20 protein-coding genes and 1 other RNA gene are annotated in these 22,558 nt (G+C 62.5%); 8 read left to right on the forward strand and 13 right to left on the reverse strand.

The features are described 5' to 3' along the window. Positions 1–5: 5 nt before the first annotated feature. The 4 genes from ilvN to ACVTFQ_RS10395 are packed head-to-tail and all read right to left on the reverse strand — an operon-like array spanning position 6 to position 3,126. A complete protein-coding gene (gene ilvN, locus ACVTFQ_RS10380; RefSeq protein ID WP_018900306.1) occupies positions 6–578 on the reverse strand; it encodes an acetolactate synthase small subunit in 573 nt (190 codons plus the stop codon). 25 nt (positions 579–603) lie between these two features. After that, entirely contained in the window at positions 604–1,005 is a 402-nt protein-coding gene (locus ACVTFQ_RS10385; RefSeq protein ID WP_111562024.1) for a type II toxin-antitoxin system VapC family toxin, read from the reverse strand. Continuing rightward, positions 986–1,276, reverse strand: a complete 291-nt coding sequence (locus tag ACVTFQ_RS10390; protein WP_111562025.1) for an AbrB/MazE/SpoVT family DNA-binding domain-containing protein — start codon at positions 1,274–1,276, stop codon at positions 986–988. Before ACVTFQ_RS10390 ends, ACVTFQ_RS10385 begins: the two co-directional genes overlap by 20 nt. 56 nt (positions 1,277–1,332) lie before the next feature. Then, a complete protein-coding gene (locus tag ACVTFQ_RS10395; RefSeq protein ID WP_111562026.1) occupies positions 1,333–3,126 on the reverse strand; it encodes an acetolactate synthase 3 large subunit in 1,794 nt (597 codons plus the stop codon). Positions 3,127–3,467: 341 nt separating this feature from the next. Between ACVTFQ_RS10395 and ACVTFQ_RS10400 the strand changes: the two genes are divergently transcribed. Next, positions 3,468–5,558, forward strand: coding sequence for an ATP-binding protein (locus ACVTFQ_RS10400; RefSeq protein ID WP_111562027.1), 2,091 nt, complete (start codon positions 3,468–3,470; stop codon positions 5,556–5,558). 15 nt (positions 5,559–5,573) lie between these two features. Here ACVTFQ_RS10400 and miaA read toward each other — a convergent pair whose 3' ends face one another. Next, positions 5,574–6,467, reverse strand: coding sequence for a tRNA (adenosine(37)-N6)-dimethylallyltransferase MiaA (gene miaA / locus ACVTFQ_RS10405; RefSeq protein ID WP_111562028.1), 894 nt, complete (start codon positions 6,465–6,467; stop codon positions 5,574–5,576). Here miaA and serB point away from each other — a divergent pair. Further along, positions 6,466–7,356: a phosphoserine phosphatase SerB gene (serB, locus tag ACVTFQ_RS10410; RefSeq protein WP_111562029.1), complete on the forward strand. Its 891-nt coding sequence runs from the start codon at positions 6,466–6,468 to the stop codon at positions 7,354–7,356. The two genes, miaA and serB, sit on opposite strands and share 2 nt — an antisense overlap. A 66-nt stretch (positions 7,357–7,422) precedes the next feature. On the opposite strand, the gene ACVTFQ_RS10415 is transcribed toward serB, so the two are convergent. The 5 genes from ACVTFQ_RS10415 to ACVTFQ_RS10435 form a co-directional block, all read right to left on the reverse strand. After that, positions 7,423–9,012 carry a DegQ family serine endoprotease gene (locus ACVTFQ_RS10415; RefSeq protein WP_111562030.1) on the reverse strand — a complete coding sequence of 530 codons (1,590 nt, stop codon included), beginning with the start codon at positions 9,010–9,012 and terminating at the stop codon, positions 7,423–7,425. Between the two features lie 197 nt (positions 9,013–9,209). Beyond that, on the reverse strand, positions 9,210–10,154 hold the full coding sequence (hflC, locus tag ACVTFQ_RS10420; protein ID WP_047505626.1) for a protease modulator HflC: 945 nt from the start codon (positions 10,152–10,154) through the stop codon (positions 9,210–9,212). A gap of 3 nt (positions 10,155–10,157) precedes the next feature. Beyond that, a complete protein-coding gene (hflK, locus tag ACVTFQ_RS10425; protein WP_047505628.1) occupies positions 10,158–11,252 on the reverse strand; it encodes an FtsH protease activity modulator HflK in 1,095 nt (364 codons plus the stop codon). A gap of 154 nt (positions 11,253–11,406) precedes the next feature. Further along, positions 11,407–11,919 (reverse strand): dihydrofolate reductase, encoded by a 513-nt coding sequence (locus ACVTFQ_RS10430; RefSeq protein ID WP_111562031.1) that lies wholly within the window; start codon positions 11,917–11,919, stop codon positions 11,407–11,409. A 12-nt stretch (positions 11,920–11,931) separates the two neighbouring features. Then, on the reverse strand, positions 11,932–12,726 hold the full coding sequence (locus ACVTFQ_RS10435) for a thymidylate synthase (RefSeq protein ID WP_111562032.1): 795 nt from the start codon (positions 12,724–12,726) through the stop codon (positions 11,932–11,934). A 116-nt stretch (positions 12,727–12,842) separates the two neighbouring features. On the opposite strand from ACVTFQ_RS10435, the gene ssrA reads away from it, so the two are divergent. From ssrA to ACVTFQ_RS10460, 5 genes are all read left to right on the forward strand, one after another. Further along, positions 12,843–13,212, forward strand: a transfer-messenger RNA (tmRNA) gene (gene ssrA / locus ACVTFQ_RS10440). Between the two features lie 127 nt (positions 13,213–13,339). After that, positions 13,340–13,858, forward strand: coding sequence for an SspB family protein (locus tag ACVTFQ_RS10445; protein WP_018900294.1), 519 nt, complete (start codon positions 13,340–13,342; stop codon positions 13,856–13,858). A 63-nt stretch (positions 13,859–13,921) separates the two neighbouring features. Then, a complete protein-coding gene (locus ACVTFQ_RS10450) occupies positions 13,922–14,116 on the forward strand; it encodes a DUF4169 family protein (RefSeq protein ID WP_018900293.1) in 195 nt (64 codons plus the stop codon). 79 nt (positions 14,117–14,195) lie between these two features. Next, positions 14,196–14,465 (forward strand): ribbon-helix-helix domain-containing protein, encoded by a 270-nt coding sequence (locus tag ACVTFQ_RS10455; protein WP_112436497.1) that lies wholly within the window; start codon positions 14,196–14,198, stop codon positions 14,463–14,465. Beyond that, on the forward strand, positions 14,449–14,958 hold the full coding sequence (locus ACVTFQ_RS10460; protein ID WP_111562074.1) for a GrpB family protein: 510 nt from the start codon (positions 14,449–14,451) through the stop codon (positions 14,956–14,958). The genes ACVTFQ_RS10455 and ACVTFQ_RS10460 overlap by 17 nt, the downstream gene beginning before the upstream one ends. A gap of 36 nt (positions 14,959–14,994) precedes the next feature. Here the strand turns inward: ACVTFQ_RS10460 and ACVTFQ_RS10465 are convergent, their stop codons facing one another. From ACVTFQ_RS10465 to ACVTFQ_RS10475, 3 genes are all read right to left on the reverse strand, one after another. Further along, positions 14,995–18,747, reverse strand: coding sequence for an AsmA family protein (locus ACVTFQ_RS10465; protein ID WP_111562075.1), 3,753 nt, complete (start codon positions 18,745–18,747; stop codon positions 14,995–14,997). Between the two features lie 242 nt (positions 18,748–18,989). Further along, complete coding sequence (locus ACVTFQ_RS10470; RefSeq protein ID WP_111562076.1) at positions 18,990–20,402, reverse strand: FAD-binding oxidoreductase; 1,413 nt, start codon at positions 20,400–20,402, stop codon at positions 18,990–18,992. A 106-nt stretch (positions 20,403–20,508) separates the two neighbouring features. After that, positions 20,509–21,543, reverse strand: coding sequence for an aldo/keto reductase (locus tag ACVTFQ_RS10475; RefSeq protein ID WP_111562077.1), 1,035 nt, complete (start codon positions 21,541–21,543; stop codon positions 20,509–20,511). A gap of 92 nt (positions 21,544–21,635) precedes the next feature. Here ACVTFQ_RS10475 and ACVTFQ_RS10480 point away from each other — a divergent pair, with 92 nt between their 5' ends. Continuing rightward, complete coding sequence (locus tag ACVTFQ_RS10480; protein WP_111562078.1) at positions 21,636–22,538, forward strand: LysR family transcriptional regulator; 903 nt, start codon at positions 21,636–21,638, stop codon at positions 22,536–22,538. Positions 22,539–22,558 lie beyond the last annotated feature (20 nt).

The following is a 22,558-nucleotide window of genomic DNA, read 5'->3' on the forward strand; positions in this document are numbered from 1 at the left end:
AGGACTTACATGCCCTGCGGACCACGGTTCATCGCCGCGATCCCGGTGCGGCAGACCTCAATCAGGCCGAGCGGCTTCACGATTGCCACGAACTGGTCGATCTTCGAGGACTTGCCGGTCAATTCGAGAATGAAGTGCTCGACCGTCGCATCGACGACCTTGGCATGGAAGGCATCGGCCAGGCGCAGCGTCTCGGCGCGCGTCTCGCCATCGCCGGCCACCTTGATCAACGCCACTTCCCGCTCGATCGGCCGCTCCTGGCCGAGTTCGCGGGCACGCACCGTCAGGTCGACAACGCGATGCACGGGAATGATGCGCTCGAGCTGCGCCTTGATCTGCTCCAGCACCTGCGGTGTACCACGCGTCACGATGGTGATGCGCGACAGATGCGCCTGGTGCTCGGTCTCCGACACCGTCAGGCTTTCGATATTGTAGCCGCGGCCGGAAAACAGGCCGATGACGCGGGCAAGAACGCCCGGCTCGTTGTCGACGAGAACCGAAAGCGTGTGGTTCTCGATTGCCGCCGTTTCCGGCGAAATGAAGTAGGCGGAGCCCGTCGGCTGTAGGTGTGCGTTCATGTCTTGGTCCGTTCCTCAGATTATGTCAGGACGCCAGCTCAACGCTGACGGAATTGATGTGTTTTTGAGCAAGCTTGACGAGACCCTTGTCGAAGGTGAGAAAGGTCTCGCCGGCAGCGGTGAGGCTGACGTGCAGCGCGTCGGCGAAGTCCATGCCCGCTGCATGAGCGCGAACGGCAACCGTCACGGATGCATGCTGTTCAAATTCGAAAGCGCCGATCTCGAGAGCCGCAGACAGAAGCTGATTGATTGTCTGACGCGAGATTTTCATGATCCCGCGCATCACCCATTCACCTTCAAGCAAAACAGTCGGCGTCACCACAAGGGTAGCGGATGACAGCAAAGCTTCGGCGATACGGCCGTGCTCTGACGCTTCTTTCACCAGTGCACGCACGAAGACGTTGGTATCAACGACTATTCTTCTCATCCCAGCGCCGCTTGGCCTCCTCCAGAACCGCTTGCTCGATCATCTCGTCTGTGATCGGCGGCCCGTCGTATTTGGGCCGCATCGCCAGAAACTCCTCGATCGTGAGCTTCTTCTTGGCAGGTACTTCCTGCTCCGCCTCCACCGGCTGCAACACGACCCCGCGCCCGCCATCGACGATCTCGAGCTCGGCGCCCGGCTTCCAGCCATGCGCATCACGAACCGCCTGTGGCAGTGGTACGCTCCCGTTCTCCGATATCCTCACTCTGGCCATGGCACCTGCTCCTCAAGGAAGGGACGCGATCAATCTAGCGCGTCCCCTCGCTTCGATCAAACGAGCGCACGACCCTTGGCGTCGATGGCGTTGGCGACGGCCTCGTCGGTGGCTTCGTCCGGCAGCAGCATCTCGTTATGCGCCTTGCCCGACGGGATCATCGGGAAGCAATTGGCGAGATTGGCGACGCGGCAATCGAAGATGACGGGCTTCTTGACGTCGATCATCTCCTGGATGGTCGCGTCGAGATCGCCGGGCTTTTCGCAACGCAGGCCGACGGCGCCATAGGCTTCCGCCAGCTTGACGAAATCGGGCATCGCCTCGGTGTAGGAGTTCGACAGGCGGTTGCCGTGCAACAGCTGCTGCCACTGGCGCACCATGCCCATGTACTGGTTGTTCATGATGAAGATCTTGATCGGCGCTTCATACTGAATGGCGGCCGACATTTCCTGGATGCACATCTGGATCGACGCATCGCCGGCGATGTCGATGACGAGGCTCTCCGGATGCGCGATCTGCACGCCGAGCGCTGCCGGCAGGCCGTAGCCCATCGTTCCGAGACCTCCCGATGTCATCCAGCGGTTCGGCTTCTCGAAGCCATAGAACTGCGCCGCCCACATCTGATGCTGACCGACTTCGGTGGTGATGAAGGTGTCGCGATCCTTGGTCAGCGCATAGAGGCGCTCCAGCGCATATTGCGGCATGATCACGTCGTTGTTCTGCGTGTAGGCAAACGAGTTGCGCGCGCGCCAACGGGTGATATCGGCCCACCAATCGGCGATCTGGCTCTTCTCCGGCTTCTTCGGCAGGGCTCGCCACAGGCGAACCATGTCTTCCAGAATATTGCCGACGTCGCCACGGATGGGAACATCGACGCGCACATTCTTGTTGATCGACGACGGGTCGATATCGATGTGGATCTTCTTCGAGTTCGGCGAGAACGCGTTGAGGCGGCCGGTGATGCGGTCGTCGAAGCGGGCACCGATGCAGACCATGACGTCGCAATCGTGCATCGCCATGTTCGCTTCATAGGAGCCGTGCATGCCCAGCATCTTCAGCCAGTTCTTGCCGGATGCCGGATAGGCGCCGAGACCCATCAGCGTCGAGGTGATCGGGAAATCGGTGAGCTCGACCAGCTCGCGCAGCAGCTTGGAAGCCTCGGGCCCGGAGTTGATGACGCCGCCGCCGGAATAGATGATCGGACGACGCGCCTTCGACATCAGCTCGATCGCAGCTTGGATCTGGTTCAGATCGCCCTGAACCTTCGGCTGGTAGCTCTTCTGGATCGCATGCGCTGCCGGCGGCGTGTAGGTGCCGGTGGCGAACTGGACGTCCTTCGGAATGTCGACCAGAACGGGACCCGGACGACCCGACTGCGCGATGCGGAAGGCCTCATGGATGATCGCCGCCAGATCGTTGACGTCCTTGACCAGCCAGTTGTGCTTGGTGCAGGGGCGCGTGATGCCGACGGTATCGGCTTCCTGGAAGGCGTCGGAGCCGATCAGCGAGGTCGGAACCTGGCCGGAGAGGCAGACGAGCGGGATCGAATCCATCAGCGCGTCCTGCAGCGGGGTGACTGCATTGGTCGCGCCGGGACCTGACGTGACGAGCATGACGCCGACCTTGCCGGTGGAGCGGGCATAGCCTTCGGCCGCGTGGCCGGCGCCCTGCTCGTGGCGAACGAGGATGTGCTTGATGTCGTCCTGCTGGAAGATCTCGTCATAGATCGGAAGCACGGCGCCGCCGGGATAGCCGAACAGGTGTTCGACACCATTGTCCTTGAGCGCGCGGATAACGATTTCCGCGCCTGTCATCCGATTTTCGTCCGTCTGCTTGTCCGTGCCCGTCATGTTTTTGTTCCATTTTGACTGCTGGGATTTGAAGGTCTTAGCGGCGAGCCTGAATTTCAGGCATAAAAAAAGGCCCCTTGGGGAGCCTGTTATCTAGCGCATGGGTGGCTATCGCCGGATGGTTACACCATCCTGCCCATGCGCTGTCCCACCACAATAAGAATTGCTGCTATCTTCATGGCCGGAAGTGATAGACAGAAAATTTCGCAGCGTCAACGCTTAAAGCAATAAAAAGCCGAGCATGCGCTGTCGGTAATAAACATGGCCGCAGAAGCCCTTGCGGCAAAGGTTTTATTAAACGTTCGCTAATATCCTGCCCTGCAATCTCAGGGAGTAGCCCTTTGCAGAACAACGACTTGCAGACGTCAGGCAGCGCGGGCGAGCATGACCGCCGCGATGTACTAGCGCCGGGAAACCGTTTCCTCGGCCGCGTTGTCGCGTGCAGCGGGTCCCGCGCCACCATCGCAGCGGTCGCCGAAGCCGGCGGCACAGACCTCACCGAGCTCTGGTCCGTCGGCCGCCTGATCTCGATCACCGTCGGTCGCAATCGCGTCGTGGCGCTCGTCTATTCCATGAACACGGGCACACATGCCTGGGGCGAAGGCGAAGACAACTATTTCAAGATCGAGACCGAGCTGCTCGGCGAGGTCCGCGTCGACGAGGACGGTACGGAGCAATTCTCGACCGGCATCTCGCGCTACCCCTATCTCGGCGCCGTCGCGCACCGCATCCGCTCCGCCGACCTGATGCGCATCTATGACGCGGGCACGGGAACCACCGCCGTCATCGGCAAGCTGACCCAGGACGACAGCATCGATGCATCGATCCACGTCCCCTCCATGCTCTCGAAACACTTCGCCATCGTCGGCTCAACCGGCGTCGGCAAATCGACGGCCGTATCGCTGCTGCTCCACAAGGCGATCGAGGCCGACCCCAAGCTGCGCGTCCTGATCCTCGATCCGCACAACGAATTCGCCGCCGCCTTCCCCAAGCACTCCGTCGTCGTCGATACGGATACGCTCGACCTGCCCTTCTGGCTGATGCGCCTGGAAGAATTCGCCGAAGTGGTTTTCCGTGGCCGCACGCCGGTGCCGGAAGAGCTCGACATGCTGCGCGACATCCTGCCGGAAGCCAAGCGCGCCTTCCGCGGCAGCGACAATTCGCTGGTTCGCCGCACCACCGAAAAGAGCTCGATCACCGCCGACACGCCGGTCCCCTACCGCATGGCCGATCTCTTGGCGCTGATCGACGAGCGCATCGGCCGCCTGGAAGGGCGCGGAGAAAAGCCGTTCCTGCGGTCGCTGAAGATGCGCATCATCGCCGCGATCAACGACCCGCGCTACCACTTCATGTTCTCCAACAACACGATCTCGGACACGATCATGGAGACGGTGGCCGAGATCTTCCGCGTGCCCGGCGACAACAAGCCGATCTGCACCTTCCAGCTCTCGGGCATCCCCTCCGAGGTCGTGAATTCCGTGGCCTCGGTGCTGTGCCGCATGGCGTTCGAAATCGCGCTGTGGAGCGATGGCGCCATCCACATGCTCGTCGTCTGCGAAGAGGCGCACCGCTACATTCCGTCGGACCCCACGCTCGGCTTCTTCCCGACCCGTCAGGCGATTGCCCGCATCGCCAAGGAAGGCCGCAAATACGGTGTGTCGCTCGGCATCATCACGCAGCGCCCGGGCGAACTCGACCAGACCATCCTGTCGCAGTGCTCGACGCTGTTTGCCATGCGCCTTGCCAACGACCGCGACCAGGAAATCATTCGCTCAGCCATCCCGAACTCGTCGATATCGACGACGAGCTTCATCTCCTCGATCGGCAACGGCGAAGCCATTGCCTTCGGCGAGGCGATCAGCGTGCCGATGCGCATGCGCTTCTCGCGCGTCAGCGAAGACCTGCTGCCGAAGGCCAATGGCGCCACGCCGAAGTTCACCGAGGAAGATCCAGATAACGTCGACCTGCGCAAGATCGTCACCCGCATGCGCGCGGTGAGCGGCCCCGACATCTCGGCCTTCCAGCAAAGCGTCAAGAACGCCGGCCTCGACCTCGGGGAAGAAGAGGACGCGGACTACAACCAGGTCTTCGCGGCCGACGTCTATCCGCCGATCATCCCGGCGCCGATCCCGATCACACCGCCGCTCGCCCCGATCGAGCCCTACCGCCGCGACATGCTGCCATCAGCCCCGGTATCGCGCGAACCGCCAGCACCGCCGAGATCATCGCGCGAATCCTTCGGCGTCGCAGCCGACACCTCGATCGACAGCCGCCTCGAAGCGCTGCGACGCGAAATGCGCGGCGAACAAAATCCAGCCCCGCGCCCCGCCGACCCACAAGCGCAGCCGACAAGCATTCGTCGCGAACCCGGCGTGTCACTGCGCGAGAGCATCCTGAAGAAGCCGCTGAGCAGCCTTTACGACAAGGATTGAGCAGGCGGGACCGATTTAGCTCCGCCGCTCCCAGCTATCATCCATCTGGTTGCGAAACCACGTCATCTGCCGCTTGGCATATTGCCGCGTCGCAGCCGCTCCCTTTTCCAGCACATCCTCGCGCGACATCGCGCCATCAAGCATGGCCGCGATCTGCGACACGCCGATCGCCTTCATCACGGGCATCTCAGGTGCAGGCGACAGCGCCAGGAGCGCGCTGACCTCATCCGCGGCACCCTCAGCCAGCATAAGCTCGAAACGCCGGTTGATCCGGTCATGCAGCACCGCGCGCTCGGGCAACACCACGATCTTTCGCGCCCTGTCCGGATCGATGACGACAGGACCGGACCGCCCCTGCAGCTCGGCGATCGACCGCCCCGTCGCCTCCAGCACCTCCAGCGCCCGAACAATCCGCTGACCATCCTGGGGATTGAGCGTCGCCGCCACATCGGCATCGCGCGCCGCAAGCTCCGCATGAAGCACCGCGCCCCCTTCGTCGATCAGCCGCGCCCTGAGCCGCGTGCGGATATCCTCGGGGATCGCGGGCATGTCGGACAGCCCACCGGTCAGCGCCTTGAAATAGAGCCCCGTTCCACCGACGAAGACAGGCAGGCGCCCCTCCGCCCGCAGTTGCGGCAGAAGTTCGGTGACATCACGCAGCCAGGCGCCGGTCGAATAGGCGGTCGCGGCGGGCACGTGGCCGTAGAGATAATGCGGCACGCCCTGCATATCCTCGTCCGACGGCCGCGCCGTCAGCACCCGCAGCGTGTCGTAGACCTGCATGCTGTCGGCATTGATCACGACGCCATCGTGACGTTTCGCAAGCTCAACGGCCAGCGCGGACTTGCCGCTGGCCGTCGGCCCGGTTATCAGGATCGCGTCCATTGCGTTCAGAAGGTTTTCCATCATGGCTCTCGTTGCCACGCTTGTTGCCAATCCGTCAAATCCTGTTCTGACAGCCGCCATCGCCGAGAAGGCCGCCGACGCCGCCAAGGCATCCGGCCTCTACTGGCTGGCCGACGGAGTAGCCTGCGATATCGCGCTGCGCGACGGCACCGATGCGACGGCCGCCCACGCCGCGATAACATCCGTCATCGGCAGCGCCCCGATCGATCTCGTCATCCAGGATCAGGACACGCGCCGCAAGAAGCTTTTGATCGCCGACATGGATTCGACCATGATCGGCCAGGAGTGCATCGACGAACTGGCAGCCGAAGTCGGCCTCAAGGACAAGGTGGCCGCGATCACCGCCCGCGCCATGAACGGCGAGATCGCCTTCGAGCCCGCCCTGCGCGAACGCGTCGCGCTCCTGAAGGGCCTGCCGATCTCGGTCGTCGACGAGGTGATCGCCAAGCGGATCACGCTGACGCCGGGTGGCATGGAACTGATCGCGACGATGAAGGCGAAGGGCTATTACACCGCCCTCGTCTCCGGCGGCTTCACCGTCTTCACCAGCCGCATCGCCGCAACGCTCGGTTTCGACGAGAACCGCGCCAATATCCTTCTCGAGGAAAACGGCCACCTCACCGGCTTCGTCGCCGAGCCGATCCTCGGCAAGCAGGCGAAGGTCGATGCGCTCGAGGATATCTCCAAGAAACTCGGCATCTCCCCTGAAGAGGCGATGGCCGTCGGCGATGGCGCCAACGATCTCGGCATGCTGCATCTCGCCGGCGCCGGCGTCGCCCTCCACGCCAAACCCGCCGTCGCCGCTGAAGCGAAGATCCAGATCAACCACGCCGACCTCAGTGCCCTTCTCTACATCCAGGGCTACCGCAAGACGGATTTCGTGACGGTTTAAAACAGAAACCGGACCACTGGGGTCCGGCTTTCAGATATTCATAGCTAGATTGGCTGACGCCCCGCCCTACTCCATCGGCACCGCGACAAACCGCAGGTCGCCATTCGCCGATGCGATCATCATCTGCGCGTTGCGGCGGCCTTCCTGCTTCAGCGACTGCACCTTGGCGACGACGGTCTCCGGCGACCGCATGAATTCCTGCGCCACTTCGACAATCACGTCGCCGGCCTTCAGACCCTTTTCGGCCGCAAGCGAGCCCGGCTTGACCTCGGAGACGAGAACGCCGTCGACGCTCTCGGCGATGCCGAAGCTCTTGCGGTTATCTGCATTGAGCGCCGATAGCGACAGGCCGAGCACGTTCTTCGCGTCACCGACATCAGGCGCCGGCTGGGCTGGCTTGCCCTTGCCGTCGGGCATAGGCTGGGCCTGATCGCTGTCGGGCTCATCCATGTCCTGGTTTTCCTGCGGATCCGGGTTGATCACGCCGCCGTTGCTGTCAGAACTGTCCGCCGCCGCCTGGTCGCTGTCTTCGAGACGGCCGAGCGTCACCTTCACGGTCTGCTCCTTGCCATCGCGCAGCACCACGACATCGACCGCCTTGCCGACGGGGCTTTCAGCCACCACGCGCGGCAGGTCGCGCATCTCGTTGACGGCCTTGCCGTCGAATTTCAGGATCACGTCGCCAGCCTTGATCGAGCCGTCGTCGACAGGGCCGCCCTTGATGACACCCGCGACCAGAGCGCCCCTGGCGCTCGAGAGGCCAAGGCTGTCGGCCACGTCGTCGGTGACAGGCTGGATGCGAACGCCGAGCCAGCCGCGACGCGTCTCGCCGAAGTCGCGCAGCTGCTGCACGACGCCGGCCGCGAGTTCCGACGGCACCGAGAAACCGATGCCGATCGAGCCGCCGCTCGGCGAGATGATCGCCGTGTTGATGCCGATAACCTCACCCTTCATGTTGAAGAGCGGGCCGCCGGAATTGCCCTTGTTGATCGCCGCATCCGTCTGGATGAAGTTGTCGTAGGGCCCGGCGTTGATGTTGCGTCCGCGCCCAGAGATGATGCCGACGGTCACAGATCCACCGAAGCCGAACGGGTTGCCGATCGCCATCACCCAGTCGCCGATGCGCATGCCGCTGGAATCGCCGAACTTGACGAACTTGAGCGGCGCCTTCGGCTCGACCTTCAGCACCGAGAGGTCGGTCTTGGTGTCGGTGCCGATCAGCTTCGCCTTGAGCTTGCTACCGTCGGCGAAGTTCACCTCGATATCGTCGGCGCCTTCGATCACGTGGTTGTTGGTGACGATGAAGCCCTGCGGATCGATGACGAAGCCGGAGCCGAGCGAGCTGACATTGTGGTTGCCGCCGGGCTTGCCCTTCTGCTTGTTGAAGAAGTCGTTGAAGAACTCCTGGAACGGCGATCCGTCGGGCGCGCGCGGTGCCGGACCGGCACCCTCGTCGTCCTTGACGTTCTGCGATGTCGAGATGTTCACGACCGCGTCGAGCAGTCCTTCCGCGAGATCGGCAACCGACGCCGGACCATTGGTCGGCGGCGTGGTCTGTGCATGAACAACCCCGGCAAAGCCGACATTAGCCAGCATTGCTGCCCCGGCCAGAAGCGCGAGCGATCGTCTGAAGGTCGGGCGGATCGTGGGGGCCATCAAGCATCCTCATGTGTGTCAAAAACGCACTCTGATCATGAGCATAAGGCGTAATGATGGAGGGTGAAATCACCTTTTCGCGAAATCCCGTGCAATCTGCGTGGGGTGTTCGTGAACTCAGGGAACCGCGGTGAAATCCCCATAAAATAAAGGGGCCGGCAAGATGCCGGCCCCGATAGGTCTTCAGATCAAGTCGATCAGTTCGCCGGCGCTGCCGGAACCGGAGGCAGGCTTGGTGCTGCCGACGGAACCTGGCCGGGCTGGCCGGTCGCGCTGTTGAAGTAGCGGAAGAAGTCCGTGTCCGGCGAGAGCACCAGCGTCGTGTCCTGCGAGGACATGGCCGTGGTGTAGGCCGCCATCGAGCGGTAGAACTCGAAGAACGCGGGGTTCTTGTTGAACGCGTCGGCGAAGAGCCTGCTGCGTTCCGCTTCGCCCTCACCGCGCAGGATTTCGGAATCACGCTGCGCTTCGGCGGTGATTTCGACAACCTGTCTGTCGGCGATGGCGCGACGGCGCTGACCTTCTTCGCCACCCTGCGCGCGCAGGAGTTCGGCTTCGGCAAGACGCTCGGCGCGCATGCGGTCATAGGTCTTCGGCGCGACTTCGCGCGTCAGATCCGTACGGCGAATGCGCACGTCCTGGATGTTGAGGCCAAGCGCCTCGGCATCCTTGTGCAGATCGTCACGCACCTCGAGCATCATCGCTACGCGCTCTTCGGAAAGAGCGGCATCGAAATCACGCAGACCGTAGACGCGGCGCAGCGACGAATCGAGCTGCGTGCGGAGACGTGCTTCGGCGGATTCGCGATCGCCCGATACCGTTTCGCGGAAGCGGCGAACGTCGCGGATGTCGTAGATCACGAAGGCATCGACATCGAATGTCGCGCCACCGCGAACCTGCACGCGGATGTTGTCGAGGTCGAAGCGAAGCGCCTGCTTCTCGACGATCTGGACGCGATCGGCATCCATGAAGGTGAACGGCAGCTTGAAGTAGATGCCGGGCTCGGTCTTCACCGACTGGATCTGACCGAAGCGGACGACGATCGCCTGCTCACGCGCGTTGACCACGAAGATCGACGAGTAGAGCACCATGAGAACCACGGCGAAGACGACGAGAAAGATGGGAAGTTTATTCGACGTCATGGATCAACCTCCCTGCTGCGCCGGTTTGCCGATTTCGTTGAGCGGCAGATAGGGCACAACCCCCTGCTTCTCATCGATGATGACCTTCTTGGAGTTCTTCAGCACCTGTTCCATGGTTTCCAGGAACAAACGCTTGCGGGTCACTTCGGGAGCCTTCGTGTATTCGTCGTTGACGGAACTGAAGCGCTGCGCCTCACCTTCCGCTTCCTTCACGACGCGATCCTTGTATGCGGCAGCCGCTTCGCGGATCTGCGCCGCGTCACCGCGGGCCTGACCGAGCTTCTGGTTGGCATACTGGTTCGCTTCCTCGACGAGGCGCTGCTTGTCCTGGTCGGCACGCTGCACTTCTTCGAAGGCATCGGCGACTTCACGCGGCGGCGCGACGTCCTGGATGGTGATCGCATTGATCGAGATACCGCTCTTGTAGCGATCCATCGTGCCCTGCACGATGGCGGCCACTTCGGTTTCGATCGGCTGACGATTGTCACGGAACGCGTCCTGGGCAGGACGACGGCCGACGACTTCGCGCATGGCGCTTTCGGCGACCTGCTGCAGCGTTTCTGCCGGGTTCTCGACGTTGAAGAGATAGGCCTTCGGATCCGTCACGGTGAAGAACACCGAGAACTGGACGTTGAGGATGTTCTGGTCACCAGACAGCATCAGGCCGTTCGACGAAGAAGACGACGTCGCGCCGATATTCTGCTGCTGAACCGTGACCTTGACGATTTCGACCGTTTCCATCGGCCACAGGTGGAAATGCAGGCCCGGTGCGGCCACTTCCTGCTTCGGATTACCGAAACGCAGTTCCACGCCGCGCTCGTCCGGCTGGACGATGTAAATGCACTGGAAAAGCCAGAAAGCCACGATGACAGCCGCGACGATCAAGAGAACGCCGGTGTTGAACCCGCCGGGCACGACGCCGCGCAGCCGGTCCTGACCACGACGGATCATGTCTTCCAGATCGGGAGGTCCGCCCTTTCCGCCGCCACCACCACCGCGTGGACGGTTCGGCCCCTGCCCCCATGGTCCCTGATTATTTCCTCCACCGCCGCCGCCGCCCCAAGGGCCGCCGCCGCCATTCTGATTGCTCCAGGGCATCAAAACCTCGTTGTTCGTTACACTCTGCGATCGCTTAACCCACGGGGGCGACGGATATTCGCGCTCGAAACCGTTATAGGTATCGCTGCATCGGCTTTCAACGCAGCATGAGGAACTTGGCAATGTTTATTGGAAAATAGTTTCTTTTCGCCGCTTAGCGCCTGTCATAAACGACGTAGCGGGTCGGATAGGTATCCTTCTCGCCCGCTGGCACGCTAAGGGTCTCGCCGGCACGCCAGATCGCGGGATCGATCGCGGGAAACGACGTATCGCCGTCCACATCGGTCTCGACATGCGTCACGCAGAGACGATCGGCGATATCGATCGCCTGGCCGTAGATCTGCCCGCCACCGATGATGCAGATCTCGTCCACGCCGGTTTCCACCGCTAGCCTCTCGGCCAGCGCCACCGCCTCGTCGAGCGATCCGACGGTGCGGACATCGGGGTGATCGATGACCGTCGAACGCGAGATCACCACATTCGGCCGTCCCGGCAGCGGGCGGCCGATCGAATCATAGGTCTTGCGCCCCATGATCACGGGTTTGCCTGTTGTCAGCGCCTTGAACCGCTTCAGATCGGTCGAAAGCCGCCATGGCATGTCGCCGTCCCGGCCGATGATGCCGTTGCGCGCAGCGGCAACCACGATCGTCTTGCGGATATCGGACATGAGACCCCTTAATCAGACCGCGATCGGCGCCTTGATGCTGGCATCGGCCTCGTAGCCGACCAGCTCGAAATCCTCGAATTTGAAACCGAAGATGTCCTTCACCTCGGGATTGATGCGCATGAACGGCATCGGCTTCGGCTTGCGCGTCAGCTGCAGCTTCGCCTGCTCGAAGTGGTTATGGTAGATATGCGTGTCGCCAAGCGTGTGCACGAAGTCGCCGAGCTTCAGACCGGTCACCTGCGCGACCATCATCGTCAGCAGCGCGTAGGAGGCGATATTGAAGGGCACGCCCAAGAATACGTCCGCCGAACGCTGATAGAGTTGGCACGACAGCTTGCCGTCGGCCACATAGAACTGGAACAGGCAGTGGCACGGCGGCAGCGCCATGTTGTCGACTTCGGCGGGATTCCAGGCCGAAACGATGTGGCGGCGCGAATTCGGGTTCTTGATCAGGCCGGACACCAGGTTGGCGATCTGGTCGATATGCCCGCCATCGGGCGCCGGCCAGGAGCGCCACTGCGCGCCATAGACAGGGCCGAGATCGCCCTTCTCGTCGGCCCACTCGTCCCAGATCGAGACACCATGCTCCTTGAGATAGGCGATATTGGTATCGCCCTTCAGGAACCACAGGAGCTCATGGATGATCGAGCGCAGGTGCAGCTTCTTTGTCGTGAGGACCGGAAAGCCCTCCTGCAGATCGAAGCGCATCTGGTAGCCGAACACCGAACGCGTGCCGGTTCCGGTCCGGTCGCCGCGGTCGGTTCCGGTTTCCATCACGTGGTTCAAGAGATCGAGATATTGCTTCATCGCCCGCCGCCGATTCCATTTTTCCCATATTTAAGCCCATCGACCGGCAAAACCAATCACGCCCCCGTGTTTTTCCCGGTGATTCCTTGAAAGACCACGATGCTTTTGTGACGATGGCTCTTCCCATGCGCTCAGGAAAACACTATATCACGCTTGCCAGTCTTCGGATTGGCTATGGCGATAAATGAGCGGTGTAATAAGCCTATTGGACCCGGGGGCGGTACCCGGCGCCTCCACCAAAAACCGGCGGCCTTACAAAGAGATGGCCGGCTTTTGATGGGGGCGAAACAGGATCGACAAGGGTGTAAAGATCGTCTTTTTGCTCGGCATTGTACCGCCGTTATCGGGCTAAAATTGTAGTTGCAAACGACAACTATGCGGAAGCTCGTCTCGCTGCTTAATCGCGGTGTGACACTTCAAATTAAGTCCTGAAGGTTCGCACCTTAAGGCGGGGTCCGAAGGCACCTGGCAACAGAAGCCTTCACCTTCTCCCCCAAGCTCAAATCATGTATGATTTGCGAAAGCATGACTCGGCTGCGGGCTTTTCCAAGCCGCTTGAGCATGGCATATAGGCTTGGAACAGACGTACGGACGAAAGAAAGACAGGGAAAGCATGGGGCAGGATCATATCCGGTACGACATTCTGGCACAGGACGCGCTTCGCGGCGTCATCCGCAAGGTTTTGTCGGAAGTTGCGGCAACCGGCCGCCTGCCGGGCGAGCATCACTTTTTCATCACCTTTCTGACCGGCGCTCCCGGCGTTCGCATCTCGCAGGCCCTGAAGTCCAAGTATCCCGAGCAGATGACCATCGTCATCCAGCACCAGTTCTGGGAAATGAAGGTCACCGAATCGAGCTTCGAGATCGGCCTCTCCTTCTCCGACGTTCCGGAAAAGCTCTTCATCCCATTCAACGCCATCCGCGGCTTCTACGATCCGTCGGTCAATTTCGAGCTCGAGTTCGACGTGCCGCTGGCCGATAGCGACGAACTGCCGGAAGCCGAGATCACCGCCTACCCGGTCGCCCCCGAAAAGGCGGAAAAGACCGAAGACGCGGCGGCAAAGCCTGCCGACGGCGACGAGAAGAAAGCCGGATCGGTCGTCTCTCTCGACGCCTTCCGCAAGAAGCAGTAAGAACCAAAGGGAAGCAATCGCTTCCCTTTTTCATATCGCCTGTTCTTATATTGTAGGTGTCCCGTGAGCGCCGAAATCGTCAATCTCCGCCAGTTCAAGAAGAAGCAGGCCCGCTCCGACAAGGAGAAGCAGGCCGAGCAGAACCGGATCTCATTCGGCCGCACCAAGCAGGAAAAGCAGCTCACCAAGGCTTTAAACGACAAGGCCGAGCGCGCTCACGACCAGGGCCGCATCGACAAGAACGACGACGCCGAATGACTGCGCGCAACCGCGAAAAAGACTGCGCGATCAATCCCTTGTGTGCGTTTGCGGAATCATTTTCCGAACACGACGCGCAATGATCCGCAAGCACTCGATCACGCTGCACGGCCACCGCACCAGCCTGTCTCTGGAAGACGAGTTTTGGACCGAGCTCACCGCCATCGCCGCCGCCCGCACCATCCCGCTCGCCGGCCTGATCTCCGAAATCGACGACAACAGAGACGCCGACAGCAACCTCTCCTCGGCACTGCGTCTCCACGTGCTCGCCTGGCTGAAAGCGATGGGCACTGCACTACCGGAGGGCCAGGACGGCGACAGGGAAACAGCGGATGCCGGAGCGCGTTGAGATCGTCCCCTATGACACGGCATGGCCGGCACGCTTCCGCGAAATCGCCGCCATCCTGAAAACCCTGCTGGGCAATCGCGCACTCGACATCCATCATATCGGCAGCACCTCGATCCCGGGTATGGCCGCCAAGCCGCTGATCGATATCGATGTGATAATGCCCACCGCAGCCGACGTGATCGACGCCTGCCCGCTGATGGAAGCGGCCGGCTACGAGCCGCGCGGCAATCGCTACGACGCGGATATCTTCGCCTTCATGAAGCGCACCGCAGCACCCAAGCAGAGGATATACCTATGCCCCGAAGGCCACGACACGCACCACCGGCGCATGCAGTTTCGCGATTATCTGAGAACCCACCCGCAAGCCGCCGCCGACTACCAAGCGCTGAAGCTCAAGTTGGCTCACGACTTCGAATATGACGGCGACGGCTACACCGCCGCCAAGGCCGCCTTCGTCGACGATATCGTCGCCCGCGCCGGCCAGCAGCGCTGAGACCTCACCCACAGCCGGCACCGGCAGCGCAAGACGCTATTGCGGAACCTGCACGCCCGGCAATCCGGGCACCGTATTGAAGTTCAGCGAGTTCTGCGGCGGCGTGATCAGCTGCTCCTGCGCCCGGCGCGCCGCCTCGGCCGCGGCCTTGGCATCCGCTTCCGCCTTGGCTTTGGCGGCGGCTTCCGCCTGCGCCTTGGCTTGCGCCTCGGCCTTGGCGGCTGCTACCGCCTGGTCGCGCTCGGCCTGCTGTGTCGCAAGCAGCCTCAGCCGCTCCTCTTCCGCCTTGCGCTGTGCCTCGATCGCAGCGGCCTTCTCGCGCTCCTGATCGTTGAACTTGGCGAGCGACACTTCGCGGCGCAGCCTCTGCTGTTCGAGAACGTTCGACTGCAGCTTCTCGACCCGCCGACGCTCGCGCTCGAAGGCGCGCAGAGAGAGGTAGCCGGTGATATCGGTGACATCCATCACCCGGCCCGGCGATCCAAGAACGCCGGAGAAATCGAGCCGGATCGACGGGTCGGCACCGGTCAGCGCCTCGCCCATCGGATTGAGGTTGATGTCGAGCGACGCGTTGATCCGCTCCTGCGGCAGGTCGATCTGCGCATTGCCTGTTAGCGTCGCCTGGTCGGTGGCGACAGTCACGTTCTGAACCCTCAGCACCCCGTCTGTCACATTGAAAGGCACCGCCGTCGCCGGCAGCTTCGCCTCGCCATTGTTGAGCAGCGTCTCGACGATCGGATGCACCTTGCCTGCGTTCAGCTGATCCTGCATCGGGTCGGTCGCCGAAAGAAGCGGCGCCAGCATGCCGAGATTGAGACCGCGCACGCTGGTATCACCCAGCTTCATCTCGCCGGAACCGTTGAGCGAACTTGCGATATCCTTCATCGACTTGCCCGACGCTTCCATCGACAGCGCCAGCCCGAACTTGCCGCTGGCCACAGGCGAACCGCCATCCCGCTGCCAGACGACGCCGCCGAGATCGGCATCGGCAAGCGCAAGCTTGGTCTGCAGGAAACCGGTTCCATCGGCATTGGTGAACTTCACATTGGCATCAACAGTGCCGCCGTCCCAATTGCCTTTCATGTCGTTCAGCTGCAGCTCGTCACCCTTGTAGGCGACGTTGGAGGTGAAGTCGGTGATCGGGTTCGACCAGCCGAGCCAGAACTGCTTGGCGTTAAGCTTCAGGTTGACATCCATGTCCTTGAACACGGGAATGCCGAGCGGCGCCGCGAGCAGATTGCCATTCGCGGGATCCGTCATCGGCCCATAGACCGCCTCGCCAAGCCAGGTGGCATCGGCCTTCGTCAGGGCAAGTTCGCCCGAGGCCGTCGTCCGCTCGGCCTTGCGATCCAGCGTCATGGCACCGGTGAATTCATTGTCCGCCGCATGGCCGGCGATGTTGCCGAAAGCGACCTTGTCGCCATCGATCGCCGCCGTCGTCGTCAGCTTGAACGGCAGCCCGGTGCCCATCTGCGGCACGCCGATGCCATTCATGACCAGATAGGGGTCGAGATCGGCGCTCTCCAGCGACAGCGCCAGCTGCCCGTTCATGAAGCTCTGCGGCCGGATATCGACCTTCCCGGCGGCTGTAAACGAGGTGCGGTCCGTGGCAAATGTCAGGTTGGCGTCGGCCGGATCGGTCCCCTCCGCCTGCACCTTCAGCGTCATGCGGCCGTTGGCATCCGCATCGACAGGCAACGGATCAAGCCCCGCCTGGCCGAACAGCACCGAGGTCACATTGTTTTCAAGCGTCGCCTCGAGGCTCGTTGTGCCCTTGCCGGTCAGCGCCAGAAGGTCGGACATGCGGTAATCGAGGTTCACGCGGCTGCCATTGGCGACACCGGCCAGCGTCACCGAGAGGCCATCGCCCTGATCACCGCCAAGCGTGACGGCGCCGCGCAGCGCCGTATTCGTGTACCAGGCCGCATTGCGCACCAGCCGGTCCATGACGGGGTGCTGCGGCAGTTTCTGCTTAAGCATCGTGAAGAACGGACCGGGATCGGCCGCCTTGAAGGTGATCTCGCCCGAGCCCTTGTAGTCGAGCAGCGAGCCTTCGGCGCGGCCGGTTGCCGTGAACTCCGCGCCCGCCAGGTTCTTTACCGAAAGCTTGTCCACCCCGAGCGCCCCGTCGGCGATCGTGAAGCTCGTCTCGACATCGCCCGCTTCGACACCAAACGCCGTGAACTTGTCGGCCTTGAGCTCTGCCTTGATCTTGTGGTCGAGAACATTGTTACCCGCATCCTGCCCGGTAAACAGGCCGGTCAGTGCTCTCAGAGCATCGAGATCCAACGCATCGCCGGCAAGGGCGACATCCAGCGTCGGCGCCTGGTTCGGCACCGCCTGGCGGTCAAGCCTGCCCTTCAGCGTCGCCGGACCGACCGCGATCTCGAGATCATCGAACGTCTGCCGCTCATGCGTCAAATTCACATTCGCCGAAAAGCCGGCCTGCTGCAGCGACCGGATCGCCGGATCGACATCACCCGAGAGCCACGAGGCAAGCCCGGTCGGCTGCTTCGAGGCGACGGTGATCGCGCCCTTGAAGGATGGCTGGCCCTGCAGTGTCAGCTGCCCATTGCCCTCGACGAGCGTCCGTCCCGGCAGCGTGCCGAAGGCGTGGTCGATCGTCCAGCCGCTGCCGGCCGGCTCCAGGTCGAGCTGTACGTCGCGAATGGTGGTATCGCCGGCCACGATCGCCGGAAGCCGCACGCTCGCCTTGCCGGGCACCTGCGGCACCGGGATCTGCGAGACGATCTGGATCAGCGCGTTCAGCCGCTGCTTGGCCGACAGGCTCGGATCGCGCGAGGTCTTGCCGCCGGAGCCCTGGTTGCCGATGCGGTTGACGTCGATCTGCTGGCCATCGGCCGTGAGCAGGAATTGCGGCTTCACGCCGGTATCGAGCGTCGCTTCGCCGGTCACCACATAGGGGTCTTCGACCGCGCCGATCTCGAGACGGTATTCGGGGATGCGGATGCTCTCGTTGGTAAGCTCGAACTTGCCCTTCAGCCGCGGCGGCTGGCTCTTGTCGGTACCCTTGGCCTGGTTGGTGCCCGTGCGCTCGATCTGCGCCGACATCGTGCCCTGGTAGTTGGGCTTGCGGTCGACGAGCTTCAGCTCGCCATCGAGATCGACCGAAACAGGATGCTTGTCCGGCTGCAGCCGGGTGCGCATCCTCAGAACGCCGTTCTCGTCCAGCTGATTGCTGGAGATGAGGAAGTTGCCGTGCTCGCCGTCAAGCGCCGCGTCACCCTCGATCCGCCACGGCCCGGCCAGCGATTTCGCCGACATCTCGGCGTTGATTCCGGTGACGAGCCGCGTGCGGCCCGATTGATCGTCGATGAATTGAACATCGCCGCCGCTGACATGCACGTTCTCCAGAACGACGGTCTTGGCGGGGATTTCCGGCTGGCTGCCGCGCGTCCAGTCGAGCGTACCGTCCTTCAAGAGCCGCAGCTTGACCTTGGGGTTGACCACGCGCATGTCGAAGATCAGCGCCTCGCCCGAGAGGAACGGCGCCAGTTCCGCATCCATGGAAAACTGCTCGACCTGCACGATCGGCGAGCCGTCCTGCTCCTGGCCGACGCGCACGTCATGCATCGTCACCGAGGGAAACGGCAAAAGGCGCGCATCGACCGCGCCGTGGACCACGACCTTCTTGCCGATAATGCGGCTGGCCTGATCCTCGAAATTCTGTCGGAAGCCCGTCCAATCGATGAACATAGGCGCGAACAGCGCCACGAACAGCGCCACGACAACCACACCACCCAGTACGACGAGAAACCGGCCTACCAAGTCAATCATTCTCCATTCGGGCTACACCGCGGACACAAGGCCAAACTCGATCAGGAAACCCGATCGAGTTTTGACCCTAGATCATCAACCCGAAGCGTGTGAAGCCGCTTTCAGGCAACAAACCGCGCAATTCCTTGTTACGCCCGCGCTTTACCGGCGGCGCTCCGATTCGCTACGCTGTTCTCAATCCCTATCGGCATTCATGCCGCAAGCAAGCCAAGATCAAAACAGAGTGTTGATTTTCAGGCAGAATGGAAAATCTTGCCCGGATTGAAGATGTTATCCGGGTCCAGCGCATGCTTGACCTGGCGCATCATGTCGACAGCGCCCCCAAGCTCCTCTTCGAGAAACGCCATCTTGCCCTGGCCGATACCATGTTCGCCGGTGCAGGTGCCGTCCATTTCAAGCGCCCGCTTGTTGAGCCGCGACACGAAGCCCTCGGCAACGGCGATCCCCGCCTCCGTCTTGTCATCGAACAGCAAGAGGACGTGAAAGTTCCCGTCGCCGGCATGGCCGACGATCATCGCCAGCAACCCATGCTCCTCGATATCGGCCTGCGTCTCGCCGATGCAATCGGCCAGGCGCGAGATCGGCACGCAGACGTCGGTCGACAGCGCCGCCATCTCCGGCGCTAGCGCGCGCGAAGCCCAATAGGCATCGTGGCGGGCTTTCCAGAGCTTGCTGCGCTCTTCAGCGTTGACGGTCCAGGCGAACTCGCCGCCCCCGCATTCCGCCGCGATCTCGCCGAACTGCGCCGATTGCAGCGCGACGGTTTCGTCGGTGCCGTGGAACTCGACGAACAGCGTCGGCTTCTCGTCGTAGTTCAGTTTCGAATAGGCGTTGCAGGCGCGGATCTGCAGGGCGTCGAGAAGCTCGATGCGCGCGACGGGCACGCCCATCTGGATCGTCATGATCACCGCGTCGCAAGCGGCACGCACCGTCGGAAACGCACAGACGCCGCCGCCGATCTTCTGCGGAATGCCCTGCAGGCGAAGCGTCACCGAGGTCAGGATCCCAAGCGTACCCTCGGAGCCGACGAAAAGCCGCGTCAGGTCATAGCCGGCCGAGGATTTGCGGGCGCGGCGCGCCGTACGGATTTCCTCGCCATTGGCGGTAACGGCGGTCACGGAGAGCACGTTGTCCTTCATCGTGCCGTAGCGCACCGCATTGGTGCCGGATGCCCGCGTCGCCGTCATCCCGCCGATCGAGGCGTTGGCGCCGGGATCGATCGGGAAGAACAGGCCGGTATCGCGCAGATAGGTGTTCAGGTCTTCGCGGGTGACGCCCGGCTCGACGGTGCAGTCGAGGTCTTCCATATTGACCTCGAGCACGCGGTTCATCCGGCTGAAATCGATCGAAATGCCGCCATTCGGCGCATTGACCTGCCCTTCCAGCGACGAACCAGTACCAAAGCCGATGACAGGAACCTTGTGCTCGGCGCAGACCTTGACGACCGCCTTCACATCATCGGCGCTCTCGGCAAAGAGCACGCCATCGGGCAGCTGCGAGGGAATGTAGGTGGTCGTGTGCGCATGCTGCTCGCGAAACGACTGGCCGGTCTGGAAGCGCTCGCCGAAGCTCTGTTTCAGGATGCCGAGAACGCTGGCGATACCCGCCTCGTTGCGTGTGCCGGCCTTTGCGTCTTTGAGCGCCATCTCTTTGATCTCCTTACCGTCGTTGCCCGAGGGCACGTTGGTATGAGACAAGAGATGGCGGCTGTCTAGTAGCAGAATAGCCGCAGCGGTACGGCCATTGCCGAGCTCAGACGAGCGGCGGGTTCAATCGCGCGAAACCCTCCTGCCGCTGATACGGAAAATACGGATAGGGCGCGCTGACGGCACTCGCCTTGTCGAGCCGCTCGACCTGCTCTTTCGACAGCGACCAGCCGACAGCACCGAGGTTCTGCCGCAGCTGCTCCTCATTACGCGCGCCGATGATCACGCTTGATACCGTCGGGCGGCCGATCAGCCAGTTGAGCGCGATCTGCGGCACGGTCTTGCCGGTCTCCTCGGCCACGATGTCGAGCGCATCGACGATATCGTAGAGCTTCTCATCGTCGACGGGAGGCCCGTATTCCGCCGTCTGGTGCAGCCGGCTTCCTTCAGGCAGCGGCTGCCCGCGCCTGATCTTCCCGGTCAACCGCCCCCAGGCAAGCGGGCTCCACACCAGCGCTCCCACACCCTGGTTGGCGCCAAGCGGCATCAGCTCCCACTCGTAGTCGCGGCCGGCCAGCGAGTAATAGACCTGATGCGCCACATAGCGCGGATAGCCATGCTGAGAGGAGACGCCGAGCGATTTCATCAGCTGCCATCCGGAGAAGTTGGAAACGCCGATATAGCGGACCTTCCCGGCATCAATCAGCTGATCCAGCGTCGACAGCACCTCCTCCATCGGCGTCGATGCGTCGAAGGCGTGCAGCTGCAGCAGGTCGATATAATCGGTGCCCAACCGCTTCAACGCCGCATCCGTCGCCCGCAACAGCCTAGCACGCGACGTCCCCCAATCCCCGGGTCCGTCACCGACAGGAAGCGCGGTCTTGGTCGAGATCAACACCTGATCGCGCCTGCCCTTGATCGCATGGCCAAGCACCTCCTCGGACGCACCCGCCGAATAGACGTCGGCGGTATCGAACAGCGTCACTCCCGCCTCGATCGCGATATCCACCATCCGCGACGCCTCGGCGCCCGTCGTGTTGCCCCAGGCACCGAACAGCGGCCCCGATCCGCCGAACGTGCCCGCGCCGAAACTCAACACCGGCACGCGAAGGCCGGATGCACCAAGCTGTCTGTATTCCATGGCAAGTCTCCTGTTGTTTCACTAGAGATAGACACTCCACACGCGATGAAATAGATTGCCTTCAGGCACACAATTCATGAATTGAAGTCATCATGAGCAGACAGGACATTAACCGCTCCGGAGAGATGGAAGTCTTCGTCCGCGCCGTCGAACTGGGCGGCTTCACCGCCGCCGCCCACGCCTGCCGTATGACGCCGTCGGCCGTCAGCAAGCTGGTCGCGCGGCTGGAAGCCCGGCTCGGCGCCCGCCTCGTCAACCGCTCCACCCGCAAGCTGCAACTGACCCCCGAAGGCTGCGCCTTTTATGAGCGCAGCGTCACCATTCTCGCCGATATCGCCGAAGCTGAGCGTTCCGCATCATCTGGAGAACTTGCCGCCGGTCCGGTCCGAATCAACACCAGCGCCTCCTTCGGCAATCACATCCTGGCGCCGCTCGTCTCGGGCTTCCTCGCGCTGCACCCCAGGATCACGCTCGATATCTCCCACACCGACAAGGTCGTCGACCTGCTCGACGACCGCGCCGATGTCGCCATCCGCGCCGGACCGCTGAAAAGCTCGACGCTGATCGCCCGCAAGCTTGGGGCGACGGACATGGTCATCGTCGCCTCGCCCGCTTACCTGGAAACACACGGCACACCCGCCACCGTGTCCGATCTCGAACACCACCGCCGCATCGGCCTCTCCTATGCCCGCAGCGTCGAGGGATGGCCGATGCGCGATGCCGGCGACGTCATGCGGCTACCTCTCACGCCGGGCATCCAGGTCGCCGATGGCGAGGCGATGCGGCACATGGCCTTGTCGGGCGCCGGCCTCGGCCGCCTCGCCCGCTTCACCGTTCGCGCCGATATCGAGGCCGGCCGCCTGATCCCGCTTCTCGAAGACCTCAATCCCCACGACACCGAGGAATTCCACGCCGTCTATATCGGCCAGGGCGGCCCGCTGCCGGCGCGGGTGCGCGCGCTCCTCGATTTCCTCGCCGCTAACGTCAGGATGTAAAAGCCCAAGAATTCGCAATT

Source organism: Rhizobium sp. O111, assembly GCF_055616315.1.

What these genes read in the sequence shown, in the direction of transcription:
- ilvN (WP_018900306.1), bottom strand. Translation starts at nt 578, where the DNA reads ATGAACGCACACCTACAGCCGACGGGCTCCGCCTACTTCATTTCGCCG.
- ACVTFQ_RS10385 (WP_111562024.1), bottom strand. Translation starts at nt 1,005, where the DNA reads ATGAGAAGAATAGTCGTTGATACCAACGTCTTCGTGCGTGCACTGGTG.
- ACVTFQ_RS10390 (WP_111562025.1), bottom strand. Translation starts at nt 1,276, where the DNA reads ATGGCCAGAGTGAGGATATCGGAGAACGGGAGCGTACCACTGCCACAG.
- ACVTFQ_RS10395 (WP_111562026.1), bottom strand. Translation starts at nt 3,126, where the DNA reads ATGACGGGCACGGACAAGCAGACGGACGAAAATCGGATGACAGGCGCG.
- serB (WP_111562029.1), top strand. Translation starts at nt 6,466, where the DNA reads ATGGCTCTCGTTGCCACGCTTGTTGCCAATCCGTCAAATCCTGTTCTG.
- miaA (WP_111562028.1), bottom strand. Translation starts at nt 6,467, where the DNA reads ATGATGGAAAACCTTCTGAACGCAATGGACGCGATCCTGATAACCGGG.
- ACVTFQ_RS10415 (WP_111562030.1), bottom strand. Translation starts at nt 9,012, where the DNA reads ATGGCCCCCACGATCCGCCCGACCTTCAGACGATCGCTCGCGCTTCTG.
- hflC (WP_047505626.1), bottom strand. Translation starts at nt 10,154, where the DNA reads ATGACGTCGAATAAACTTCCCATCTTTCTCGTCGTCTTCGCCGTGGTT.
- hflK (WP_047505628.1), bottom strand. Translation starts at nt 11,252, where the DNA reads ATGCCCTGGAGCAATCAGAATGGCGGCGGCGGCCCTTGGGGCGGCGGC.
- ACVTFQ_RS10430 (WP_111562031.1), bottom strand. Translation starts at nt 11,919, where the DNA reads ATGTCCGATATCCGCAAGACGATCGTGGTTGCCGCTGCGCGCAACGGC.
- ACVTFQ_RS10435 (WP_111562032.1), bottom strand. Translation starts at nt 12,726, where the DNA reads ATGAAGCAATATCTCGATCTCTTGAACCACGTGATGGAAACCGGAACC.
- ACVTFQ_RS10445 (WP_018900294.1), top strand. Translation starts at nt 13,340, where the DNA reads ATGGGGCAGGATCATATCCGGTACGACATTCTGGCACAGGACGCGCTT.
- ACVTFQ_RS10455 (WP_112436497.1), top strand. Translation starts at nt 14,196, where the DNA reads ATGATCCGCAAGCACTCGATCACGCTGCACGGCCACCGCACCAGCCTG.
- ACVTFQ_RS10460 (WP_111562074.1), top strand. Translation starts at nt 14,449, where the DNA reads ATGCCGGAGCGCGTTGAGATCGTCCCCTATGACACGGCATGGCCGGCA.
- ACVTFQ_RS10470 (WP_111562076.1), bottom strand. Translation starts at nt 20,402, where the DNA reads ATGGCGCTCAAAGACGCAAAGGCCGGCACACGCAACGAGGCGGGTATC.
- ACVTFQ_RS10475 (WP_111562077.1), bottom strand. Translation starts at nt 21,543, where the DNA reads ATGGAATACAGACAGCTTGGTGCATCCGGCCTTCGCGTGCCGGTGTTG.
- ACVTFQ_RS10480 (WP_111562078.1), top strand. Translation starts at nt 21,636, where the DNA reads ATGAGCAGACAGGACATTAACCGCTCCGGAGAGATGGAAGTCTTCGTC.